Source organism: Nocardioides phosphati (assembly GCF_014646375.1).
GTDB lineage: Bacteria > Actinomycetota > Actinomycetes > Propionibacteriales > Nocardioidaceae > Nocardioides > Nocardioides phosphati.
The window spans coordinates 1-11247 of sequence record NZ_BMNI01000016.1 but is presented as its reverse complement, the minus strand read 5'-3'; the positions used below and the strand labels follow the sequence as shown (position 1 = coordinate 11247).

The window sequence follows — 11247 nt, the reverse complement described above, 5'->3', positions numbered from 1 at the left end:
GCTACGCCCCGCTCCACGGAACGTAGCCGGTCAGATCGGGCAGCGCGCTGCCCGGGTTGAACGAGCCATCGGGGTTGAGAACGACCCGCCAGTCGCCGTCTTCCCATGCCATCTCCATGGACGCGTGCACGTAGCTGTTCGTTGTCGCGTTCTGGAAGGCGAAGTCGACCATCGCCGAGGTGTCGCTGTACGAGAGCAGACGGAAGCCGCGGATCTGAACGCTCACTCCTTCGCCCTCGTCAGCGTCGCCATCGCGGGTGCTATTCGCGACGGCGGTCTTACCCGGGCCGCTGGCGACCGCGTGCTCGACGATCCCCTCGTCATCGGTGACAGCCGGCCAGGAGTAGACGTTGGCGGCCGCCAGAACAGCTCCCTCCTTGGTGCGTGCGTAGCAGTACCGGAGCCCCGACTCCTCGACGCGGCCGGGACCGGCGGTCTTGCTCGACGGCAGGGCAACTCGCCCGACCAGCTCCCACTTCACGTCTTTTGGAGCAGTGCCGAGGGCGCCGCTGGTCTCGTGTCCCTCGAGTCCACAGACACTCGCGTCCGGATCGGACGGAGTCGACGTGGTGCTCGAGGTGGGCGCCGGCGCGGCGTCCTTGGCCTTGTCGTCGCCGAAGACGCCGATCGCGGAGAGCACGATGCCCACCACCACGATCAACGCCAGAAGCCCGGCCGCAGCAATGAAGCTGGGCCGGGTCCAGGGCGACGGCTTCTCAACGAAGCCGTACTCCTCACTCATTTTGCTACTCCTCCGAGTTGCAGCTGACAGCGGATCAGGTCGCGAGGAACGAGACCAGCGAGAACGAGGCGGACACGATGATCACGCCGAGCAGGACGCGGCCGATCCGGCCGGCGTGCTCTTCGCCGTCGCCAGAGCGGCCTCCGAAGCCCAGACGGGCGCCGGCCGCGATCAGGGAGACGACCAGGACACCCAGCGCGAGCCACTTGGCCCAGCCGAGAATGTCGGTGAAGCGCTCGAAGCCCGGAGGCGCCTCGCCCTTCCCCGGGTTCGGGACATCCATGGGGAGCGCGGTGACAACCTGGGCCAGGTCGTTAACCAGAGACAGCATCGCGTGTTGCCTTCCTATTCAAATGGGTGAGGTTCACTCAGGCGCCGTGGCCCGAGAGCACGGAGGCGTCAGCCACCAGCTGACGCAGTTGCTTCGGCAGAGCCGACAGCGGGAGAGGTTCGCCGGTGCGCCAGGCCTCGACCCACGGAATCTCCCACAGGCGCGGAGCGCCGCCGGAGACCACCTCGAGGAGGTGGCGCAGCGGCTTGGGCAGCTTGCCGGGCGCGTCAGCGACCAGCACCAGACCCAGCAGCTCGACGTGCTCGCCAAGAACGCCCGAGGCCCACTGCCGCAGCGCGGAGCGCGCCGCGTTCAGCCCGCGGCTGTCGGTCCGGGCGACGAGCAGGACCGGGCACTGGAAGGACAAGTCGCTCGGAGTCGGCCACGAGTGATCCGCGGCCTCCCACCCCTCGACCAGGTCGGCGAGCGTGGTCTCACCGGCTCCGCCGTGAGCGCCGACGATCCACACCGAGGCGGTCGGTCGGACCACGCGCACGCGCAGCCCCTCCCCCGGCGCAACGGGATCGACCGCGGGCTGTGGGGCTGCAGCGCCGGTGATGGCCGGTGCCGCGTTTGCTTCATCGCGAGGCCTCTGGCTTGCCGGAATTCCGTCATGCCCGGGCGGCCGTGCCGTTTCATCGGCGGTTGGAATTGGCCTGCTCGCCGCGGCGAGCCAGGGGCTATTGCTCTCCGACATGGGGTCCCTCCCGAGTGAGTCCCGCACACCTCTACTGTGTGTCTGAACCCACAGTACCTATGAAATGCCAAAGATTCCATAGGTTCCAGAGATTATGAGGACTCATTCTGATGACAACGATTCTATTTGGCCGTAGTCTCGGAGCATGTTGGGTCACGTCTCTCGGGGGTTGCCAGCTGTGAGCCACCTCGACAAGTTCTTCGAGAACCTCCCTGAGCGTTTGGACGTCAAGGACGTGGCTGAACTACTCGGAGTCAGCATTCAGGGGGTCTACGCATGGCTGAGGAACGGCACAGTGCCGGGGTACCAGATCGGTCGCTCTTGGTTCATCCTTCGCGACGAGCTGAAGGAGGTCCTCGAGGCTGGTCGCGGCGGCCTTGGGCCGCAGGACTCGGACTCGGACTCGGACTCGGACTCGGAGTAGCGCTCGCCCTCGGCGTCTCCGCCTGCTCTGACGACCAGGCGCCCGCGCCCGTCGACGAGACCCACGAGCACACGCACGGAGATTCCGAAGCCCCCGGCCCGCTCAAGGCGACGCCGCCGTCCGCCGGCGCAGGCGTAGACGCCAAGACCGTCGCGCTCGCCGCGATGAAGGCCTTCGCCAAGCCGAAGCTCGACTACGACACCTGGTGGGACGGGCTCGCGCCTTACCTCTCGGCTTCCGCACAGCAGGCCTACTCGATGACCGATCCGGCCAACGTGCCCGCCTCGAAGGTCACCGGTCCCAGCGCGCTCGCCCCGAGCGAGTCCGACTACCTCGCCAACGTCGAGGTGCCGACCAATGTCGGCACCTACACCGTGCTCCTGTCGCGGCTCGACGGCGGCAGCCGCTGGCTGGTCGAGCGGCTCACCCCGCCTGAGGGACTGCACTGACCATGGCCGAGAACAAGTCCGCCATCGGCGGCGCGATCCTCCTGGCGCTTCCCCTGCTGCTGCTCGTCAGCCTGCTGTTTCTCCTCGGCATCGAGGAGGACGACGCAGCGAATCCCTGCGCCACCGACAGCGACGCCGTCGCCGCCTCCCACGTCGACCCGGCCACGGTGCCCGAGGGGCCGATCGCCGGCTACTCCGGCGAGCAGCTCGTCAACGCCGCCAACATCATGAAGGCGGCCGCCGACCTCGGCCTGACGCGCCGCGATCAGCAGATCGGCGTCATGACCGCGATGGGCGAATCCGGACTTCGGGTCCTGGACTATGGCGACGGTGTCGGGCCCGATTCCCGCGGGCTCTTCCAGCAGCGGGACAACGGCGCTTGGGGCTCCTACTCCGACCGGATGAATCCCTACATCTCCGCCACCAGCTTCTTCAAGGTCGAGCGCACCATCGCCGGCCGCGAGACCATGCCGCCCACGCTCGTCGCCCATGCCGTTCAGCGCAATGCTGACCCCTACCACTACGAGCGCTGGTGGAGCCCGGCCGTGCAGGTCGTCAACGCCCTCGCCGGCGCCGCCGCAGCCGCCGTCCCGGCGGCCTTCTCCCCGAACCAGGGCACCCTCAGCACCGGCGACATCTTCTCCGGCACCGACTACAACGGCGCGGGCAACTGCTTCCCGACCGCCGCCTACAACGGCAACTGGATTCGGCCCATCCCCGGCGCACCCGTCACCAGCGGCTACGGCCCGCGCGGCGCCCCGGTCGCGGGAGCCTCGAGCTTTCACAAGGGAACCGACTACGGCGCCGCCTGCGGCACCCCGTTCCACGCCATCGGCTCCGGCATCGTCATCGCCGCCGGTCCCGCCTCGGGCTACGGCCACTGGATCCGCATCGACCACGGCGACGGAGTCACCTCTGAGTACGGCCACATGTACGCCAACGGCATCCACGTCACGGTCGGCCAGCAGGTCACGGGCGGCCAGGCCATCGGGCTGGTCGGATCCGACGGCTATTCCTCCGGCTGCCACCTGCACCTGACCATTCAGGTCAAGGGGCAGGCCGTCGACCCGGAGAAGTTTCTCTCGAGCGCGCCTGCAGGCGCGGTCCAGCCCGTCAACGCCGGCACCACCACGGCGACGTCCATCACCGTCGCGACGTACAACGTCCTCGGCGCCTCCCACACCGACGGCAACCCGCCGGCGCGCAAGGGCTGGGATCACTCCACGACTCGAGCGCAGGCTATGGCCCGGCTCGTCGTCGACTCGGGCGTCGGGCTCGTTGGCTTCCAGGAGTTCCAGCCGACCCAGCAGCGCGTCTTCGCGTCCCAGGTCGGATCCAGCTGGGCGACCTACGCGATCATGGACAACGCCGTCTCCTGGCGCACCAGCGACTACACACTGATCGGCCGGGACAAGCTGGCCATCCCCTACTTCAACGGCAACATCCGGCAGATGCCGGTGGTGCGCCTGCGTCACAAGGCGACCGGCAAGGACATCGTCGTCCTCTCGGTCCACAACCCCGCCGACGTCCACGGCCCCGCCGCAAAGTGGCGGGCCGAAGCGATCCGACGCGAGGTCACCTACGTCGCCCGTGTCCGCTCCGCCGGCCTCCCGGTCCTGCTCGTCGGCGATTTCAACGACCGCGACCAGGCGTACTGCCCCATCACCGAAGGCGGACTCCTGTCCACCGCGGCCGGAGGCACCAACCCCGCCGGCCCAGCCTGCAATGCGCCCAACAACATGCCCGTCGACTGGATCTTCGGAGCCGGTCTGCGGTGGACAGGGTTCGTCGTCGACCGGTCCCAGCAGGGCACGATTTCTGACCACCCGTTCGTTGCCGCCAGGGCATCGTGATGGAAGGACGGCCCGCCATGAACCGCGCGATCGCCAACCCGGACGGAACCGGGTCATTCACGCTCGGGGACACCACCTACCAAGTGGTCACTGACAGCCTCGACGAGGCCATGGCCCAGCTCATCAACCTCGCTCGGTCCCACGCTGTAGCGACCGGCAGCGACGTCGAGCTCGTCGCCCATGCCGGCGACACCAACGACCGCACCGGCCTGCGGATCACTCCGGGAGGCGAGGTGATCGTGGACAACCGGGTGCTCGCCGCCTCCCTCATCCGCTCACCCCGACCGGAAGCAGCGCCCGACGCGAGCAAGCCCGTGAAGCGGGCAAAGCCCGTCAAGGAGAAGGCGGTCAAGCCACCGAAGCCGGCGAAGCCCCCGACGGTGCAGACGCCGAAGCCCCCGCGGGAACCCCGGGCGCCGAGGCGCCCCGTGTCCCGCAAGGCCATCGTGTGGTGGATCGGGGCAACCGCAGCCACTGCAGGCCTGGCTACCGCAGGCTTCGCCAGCACCAGCTGGCGCGGGACGAGCGACCCCGTACCGACCGCGAGCGCGCCCGCTCCGACGCTCCCGGTCGCCGCGACTCCGATCCTCGCGCCAGGCCCCCGAACCGTGAAGGTCACCGCCCAGCCGGCGCCCGGCCTCCTGCAGCTGCAGCTCAAGGCCGACCGGGCCCCGGTCACCGCGACCGTCGTCGTGCGCACCAACGACGGCAAGCACATCAAGACCATCAAGGTCCGGCTCACCGGAGGTGAGCTCGGTCGCGGCGAAGCCCGTCTCCCGCTGCGCGCCGGCATCTACCGCTGGACGGTGCGCGTCCCTGACGCAGCACCGACGGCCGGAACGGCCAAGGTGCCGGCACCGCCGGCACCCGCCTACATCCCTCCCCCGGCCTCGAGCAGCGGCTCGACCTACATGCCGGCGCCGGCGAAGACCACCACCACGACCAAGAAGACCACTGACGGTGACGCGGGCCCCGTCGGCATCAATGACGGCACCGGCGACACCGGTCCCGTCGGAGCCAACTGACCTCCCACCAAGGGATGCACGAAAGGAACCTCGGATGACCACACACAGCACGCGCCAGCGCGGGGGCTGGCGGCGCGCCCTCACCGGCACGAGCATCGTCCTGCTGATGACGGCCGGCTTCACCGCCGTGACCACCACCAGCGCATCCGCAGCCGACCGCTGGGTCGGCTACAAGATCCGCACCTGCTCCTACTCCGACTGCTCCTGGATGGGCGGCCGCGTCACCGCGAACGGCAAGAAGGTCTACCGGCTCCAGCCCCGCAAGAACAACCGCGAGGGCAGCTACTACGCCGCCAAGGCCTACACCAACCTCAACGGCTCCAACTACCCCTCCGCGCGCGGCACCGCCAAGACCGCCTACATCCTGTCCAACTACGGCGCCTACCGATCCGCGACCCAGGCCGCCGGCGTCGACACGGCCGTCTACGCGCTGGTCAAGGGCGGCAGCTGGCGCCTGGGCTACAGCCGCTCGACCGCCCGCACCCGCCAGACCGGCCACGGCTCCGCGGTCCGTTCCTACGCGAAGTCGATGATCGCCAACTCGGTGAAGTACGCCGGGCCCTACAAGCAGTCCATGAGCTCGACCGCCGTCGCGGTCGGTTCCTCGAGCAAGGTGACCTACCGGATCACCTCCGCGGCCGGCTACGGCATGGCCAATCTCCCGGTCGCCATCACCTACGAGGGCACGACCGTCACCGGCTACACCGACTCCTCCGGGTACGCCACGGCGTACTTCAACGTCACCAAGGCCGGTGCCATCCCGGTCAGCGCCAAGACGTCCCGCGTGCCCGAGTGGCGCGTGTTCGTTCGCAAGGCGATCAGCACGCGGCGCTCCAATATCGCCGAGGCCGGTCGCCTGGCCACCCTCACCGCCTCCGGGATGATCGCCGGCACCGGCGGCCAGGGCGTCGCGATCAACAACGGCGCATCCGCACGGATGACCGGCGCTGCGCTCGCCGGCACCTATACCGTCAGCGGTGGCACTGGCACGCGCACCATCACCCGCTCGGCCTACGGCCCGTTCTCCAGCACCGCGGGTGACTGCTCCGGCACCGCGGCGTACTCCTCCTCGGTCGCCCTCGACGGCAACGGCACGTTCGCCCTGCCCACGTACGCCGCCACGAGGAGCGGCTACTACCGCTGGGGCGTCCAGGTGGCCGCGAACAGCTACACCACCGCGGCGTCCGCGTGCGGAGCCGTGGTGAAGGTCCAGAAGCAGGCCACGGTCGGTCAGTACCGCAACGGGACGCATGTGACCTACGGGGTTGGCAAGGCCTTCCGGATCGGTGCCCGCGTCGCGGGCTTCGACCGCTCCGAGACTCACACGCTCACCAGCAGGCTTTTCGGGCCCTTCACCTACAAGGACAACGCCAAGTGCGTCTCCGACCGGTACCTGCGCAGCGTGTCGAAGAGCATCACCGGCAACGGCGAGTTCCTGATGCCGACGACGGCGATCTCTTCCTCGAGCAACGCTGGCTGGTACATCTGGCAGACCACCCTCTCCACCGGAGAGCTGATCCGCGGCGGCACCTCCAGCTGCGGGGTCCTGATCCAGGTGAAGTAGATGGCTGCCACCCTTGTGGGCCGGGCGGGCCCGCCGTGTCTGTCCCCCGTAGAACCGGTGGGCCTGCTCTTCCCCTCAGCGGTTCGGGACATTTTTAAAAATGCTCGGCGTGGCGCAACGGCTCCAAGCAGCCGAGGCCTGCAGTATCTGAGCATGCGCACGACACGAGCTGGACGTCCCTCCAAGGGTGAGCGTCACGCATTCAACGTGAAGCTGTCGCCCGAGGCCGTGGAGAAGATCCACCTGCTGGCCCAGATCAACGATCGCCCCTACGTCGGCATCGTCGAGGTTCTGGCTGCAGATGCCCTCGCCGCCCGCACCGCCGACGAGGCCCAGGCCGAGCTCGAGCGGTTCATCCGGAACAAGGGCGAGCGCAAGGCCTTCAACTTCTATCTGCCGATCGCGGGTGCCGAGCAGGTCTTCGCCCTCGCTCAGGCCACCAGCCGCACGTACCAGGACGTGCTGGAGTTTCTACTCCTCGACGCCCTGAACGACTACGACGCGGCAGAGATGCTCGCCTACGTCGCCGACGGACAGGGGACGCTCGACATCGCCGTATGACCAGATCGGGGCAAGGCCCCGAAATGCTTGAAGGGCGACCGCGCCAACGGTCGCCCTTCGAAGAAGCAATACCCCGACTCACTCTTAGCAGGAGATGACTGAGGTGGTTACACCTCGACGGAAGCAGGCTTCGTGCTGCCCAGACTAACAGCGGTCTCCCGGAATTTCGTCGAACCCGCAGGCGGGTCCGAACTTCCGGCAGGTGCCCGCGAGCACCCCGTCCCGACCGGCGCGACGGCCTGTTCCCCTGCCCACGCAGGACTTTTCCTCACTGAGCGCACCGCCCTGGCCGCCGCAGCGATCTGCGCAAATTGCGCAGTCGCGACGGCGTGTCTTGCCGACGCCATGACGCTCGACCTCGCCCACAAACTCGGTCGCGACCCCTACGGAATCACTGGCCTGTGCGCCGGCGTCTGGTTCGAGCCCGGACATGCGCCACGGCGCATCGTCGACGAGCGCTCCCAGGCCGAATGCACCGCGGCCGCGACGGAGACGGCCGCATGAGCCGCTCGATCATCCGCCAGCTCGACGCCCGGCTCTTCGAGCCGCGGCGCTGGTTCCTCATCGACGCCGAGCAGAACAAGCTGGCCGACGTCCCCACGCTCGAGCGCGGACTCGCGCTCATCGCCGCAGGAAACGCCGCCGCCGTCGTCGGCCGGCTCTCCCCCGGCGTCACCGTCATCGACGTCGACGCCGGCGGCATCGAGGGCGACGCGATCACGGAGAACCTGATCGGCTGGCTCATCGGCCGCGGCCGCTGGCACCTGGTCCGTCCCTCCGGTGGCGGCCAGGGCCGCAACCACGTCTACTGCGTGCCCGGCGCCGACGCTGTCATGCTGCGCGAGTTCGTTCAGGACCTGCGGATCTCCTACGGCCTGCCGGCGGTCAAGATCGATATGCGTGGTCCAGGCGGGTCGCTCCGCCCGCTGTCCTCGCCACACCGGCGCACCGGCGTCACACCTGCTCCCTATGCCTCGGGCGAGGAGTTGCATGCAGCGCTGCTCCGCCTGCGCCGCGAACTCCCCAAGGCAGCCCCGGACACGCGGACCGCACGCGAGCGGAAGGCGGTAGCCGGACGCTCGATCGTGGCGCTGGAGCCCCTCCCCCGCCGACGAAGCGACGTCGAGCCGAGGTGGGCGGCATGGATTGAGGCCCGGGGTCCCGTGCCTCACATTGGCGGCCTCGACCAGTCCCGGTCCGCGATCGAGCTCGCAGCCACCACCGCGCTCATGCGCGCTGGCCTGCGAGCCGACGATGCCTGGCGAACCATTCAGTCCGCCCGCGGCGGCGCCTTCGCCAAGGCGCGCACGCGGGGCCGGAGCTGGTGGACCCAGCAGCAGTGGAACCGCGCCGTTCGCGAGGACACTGCCTTCCACGAGGCCCACGCCACCACGCCGGTAGCCGCTGGCACTACCACCAGCCCCGAGACCCTCGCCGCCGTCGAGACGGCCCGAGCCGACCTTCAGCGCCTCCAGTGGCTCTGGGGGCCGCGCGAGCGGCACAGCGTCCTCCTCGTCGCGCACACCCTCCTCGACCGGATGACGCGGGAGGACAACCTCGCTGTGCCCTGCCCGTTGCGAAACCTCGAGGAAGACACCGGCCTGGCTCGCAACACCGTACTGAGCGCCTTCGCGGCGCTCGAGAACACCCTCGGCCACCGTCTGGCGACGTTCGACCACACGCGAGCGGAGTCTTCCAGCCACGTCTTTGAACTGGATTCGTCGTACATCGAGGGGTCGCTGTCGCTAGTTGAACCACCCGGCTTTACACCCACCCAACCGCCTCCCCCCGGCCGCTGGGCCAGCCTGACCCCCACCTCCCACAGCCTCTGGCGCACCCTCCCTCCAGCCGGGCAGCCCACCCAGCCCCTCGAGGTCCTGGCCCAGTCCGCTGGGCTCTCCCACTCCCCCACCTCCGTCCCGTCCGCCCGCCAGGCCCGCACACTCCGTGCCCGGCTAGCGGAACTCGCAGGTGCCGGCCTGGCTGAGCAGAACGCTGACGGAACATGGCGGCGCCTCGAGCGCGGCAACAGCCACCACGAACGCGTCGCATCGGCCGCTCACCAGCGGATTCATGACCGGATCGTGCGCGAACGAACCGAGTACCGCTCCGGCGCCTGGAACCGCTGGAACCGGGGGCGACTCCAGGCACTTCGCGCGAACCGTGCCCGGCAGCTCGCCTGGTGGGAGAACCTCCCGGAGCTCGAGCGGGGCCGTCGACGTCGGGCGTGCGCAATCGCTTTCAGCGAACTCCCCCAGTCAGAGCAGGCTGAGCGGCGACACAACATCGCAGCGGTACGCCACCGCGCAGGCGGCCGATCCGAACGCGAACTGCACGCCGACTGGTGCCGAAGGTTCGACCACGCCACGCAGGCAGACCGCTCGGCGGAATGGAAGCATCGGTTCCTCTCACTCTCCCCGGCCGAACGTGGCGAACGTGAACGCCTCCTCCAGGATCACCGCCGGCGGTGGCACCTGCCGCCTACTTGGTCGACCAGTGACAGCAGCGTCAGCTCGACGCCGCTCGGCGCCGTCCGTGCCGCATGAGCTGTCGCTGCTAAAAGGTCGGCCCCTCCCCCGACGGGCCCTACTCGCACCTGAGCGACGACGAGAAGCGACTTCGACCGTTTTCCTGCGAGCGTTGTCCCCCCGCTGAAACGATCGCTGCCATGACGAGTCCGCGCTCCAGGTCTCGCCGGCCGCGAGGGCTGGCCTTGCTGCTCATCCCGTTGCTTGCAAGCTGCGCCTCCTCCGCCGACCCTGAGCCTGAGTATCGCCCGCTCTGGGCCTCTGACCTTGAGGAAGCTTGCTACTTCCTTAAGAGATCCGACTGGGATGATCTCTCTACGAGAGACCTACGCCCACGTCTGGACCCCACCGTCACGACTGCGCTCGAAGACACCATGCGCAATGGCCTGTGGTCGATCGAAGGTTCGACTGAGACGGCCGCGATCGAGCCAGGACTCTCCGAGAAGGCAGCGAAGCAGCAAGCCCTGGAGGCGCTGACCTTGGTCTGGGATGCCTGTGCCGATGGTGTTACGGACTTCCCGAAGAAGGTGGACCGCGAGGTCGCGAACGAGGTTCAGCGAGGCACCGTGCTGGGCAAAGTCCGTGGACTCCCGCTGTCGACCGAAGATGAGTTTCCGGCAGAAGTGGACTCACCGGAAGCGACGAGGTCCGACGAAGACCTGTTTCGTGAACGGATTCACGACGGCACGTCTGGCTTGGACTCCATCGGCGACGACGAGCTTCTGAACATTGCACGTGCAATCTGCGCCGACTGGACTGCCGGCCAAACGTGGGAACAGATTTATGCCCCCGTTGTCGACAGCGGCATCGAGCCAGGCGACGCCGCGGTGTTGCTGGCGGCCGCCGGTGAGGCGTTCTGCCCATCTCTGTTCGAGCACATGTCGGAGCGCGTATTCGGCTAGCCACAAGACCGCCAGCGGCTGCACGCCCTGATTCCAGGAGGCGGCCTCCGACGGAGGTCGGCCGAATGCCGCCGGCTACGCCGGCGATCGTTCTTTTGGTTTCTCCTTCCCGGTCAATCGAGTCTGGCCCGCGGCCACCTCCACGCAACCGGGCGCTGCGCGCCGCCACCA

General features: G+C 68.6%; 12 protein-coding genes. 9 read left to right on the top strand and 3 right to left on the bottom strand.

Annotated features, from left to right (window positions below; all coding sequences use genetic code 11):
• Window position 1: 1 nt before the first annotated feature.
• From IEX47_RS17155 to IEX47_RS17145, 3 genes are read right to left on the bottom strand one after another with little or no spacing between them, the layout of a single operon-like run.
• Window positions 2–742 (bottom strand): DUF8175 domain-containg protein, encoded by a 741-nt coding sequence (locus IEX47_RS17155; protein ID WP_188785273.1) that lies wholly within the window; start codon window positions 740–742, stop codon window positions 2–4.
• 34 nt (window positions 743–776) lie between these two features.
• Window positions 777–1073, bottom strand: a complete 297-nt coding sequence (locus IEX47_RS17150; RefSeq protein ID WP_188785271.1) for a hypothetical protein — start codon at window positions 1071–1073, stop codon at window positions 777–779.
• 37 nt (window positions 1074–1110) lie between these two features.
• On the bottom strand, window positions 1111–1569 hold the full coding sequence (locus tag IEX47_RS17145; protein ID WP_188785269.1) for a DUF6668 family protein: 459 nt from the start codon (window positions 1567–1569) through the stop codon (window positions 1111–1113).
• 379 nt (window positions 1570–1948) lie between these two features.
• Here IEX47_RS17145 and IEX47_RS17140 point away from each other — a divergent pair, with 379 nt between their 5' ends.
• The 9 genes from IEX47_RS17140 to IEX47_RS17100 all read left to right on the top strand — a co-directional run bounded on the left by IEX47_RS17140 (window position 1949) and on the right by IEX47_RS17100 (window position 11076).
• Window positions 1949–2194, top strand: coding sequence for a helix-turn-helix domain-containing protein (locus IEX47_RS17140; RefSeq protein ID WP_229662966.1), 246 nt, complete (start codon window positions 1949–1951; stop codon window positions 2192–2194).
• A gap of 164 nt (window positions 2195–2358) precedes the next feature.
• Window positions 2359–2643: a hypothetical protein gene (locus tag IEX47_RS17135; protein WP_188785266.1), complete on the top strand. Its 285-nt coding sequence runs from the start codon at window positions 2359–2361 to the stop codon at window positions 2641–2643.
• A gap of 2 nt (window positions 2644–2645) precedes the next feature.
• Window positions 2646–4496, top strand: a complete 1851-nt coding sequence (locus tag IEX47_RS17130) for a peptidoglycan DD-metalloendopeptidase family protein (RefSeq protein WP_188785264.1) — start codon at window positions 2646–2648, stop codon at window positions 4494–4496.
• 17 nt (window positions 4497–4513) lie between these two features.
• Window positions 4514–5521 carry a hypothetical protein gene (locus IEX47_RS17125; protein ID WP_188785262.1) on the top strand — a complete coding sequence of 336 codons (1008 nt, stop codon included), beginning with the start codon at window positions 4514–4516 and terminating at the stop codon, window positions 5519–5521.
• 34 nt (window positions 5522–5555) lie between these two features.
• Window positions 5556–7085: a hypothetical protein gene (locus tag IEX47_RS17120; protein WP_188785260.1), complete on the top strand. Its 1530-nt coding sequence runs from the start codon at window positions 5556–5558 to the stop codon at window positions 7083–7085.
• 153 nt (window positions 7086–7238) lie between these two features.
• Window positions 7239–7646 (top strand): hypothetical protein, encoded by a 408-nt coding sequence (locus tag IEX47_RS17115; protein WP_188785258.1) that lies wholly within the window; start codon window positions 7239–7241, stop codon window positions 7644–7646.
• Between the two features lie 345 nt (window positions 7647–7991).
• Complete coding sequence (locus tag IEX47_RS17110; protein ID WP_188785256.1) at window positions 7992–8150, top strand: hypothetical protein; 159 nt, start codon at window positions 7992–7994, stop codon at window positions 8148–8150.
• Complete coding sequence (locus IEX47_RS17105; protein WP_188785254.1) at window positions 8147–10192, top strand: hypothetical protein; 2046 nt, start codon at window positions 8147–8149, stop codon at window positions 10190–10192. The genes IEX47_RS17110 and IEX47_RS17105 overlap by 4 nt, the downstream gene beginning before the upstream one ends.
• A gap of 356 nt (window positions 10193–10548) precedes the next feature.
• Window positions 10549–11076, top strand: a complete 528-nt coding sequence (locus IEX47_RS17100; RefSeq protein ID WP_188785252.1) for a DUF732 domain-containing protein — start codon at window positions 10549–10551, stop codon at window positions 11074–11076.
• The last annotated feature ends 171 nt before the right edge of the window (window positions 11077–11247 follow it).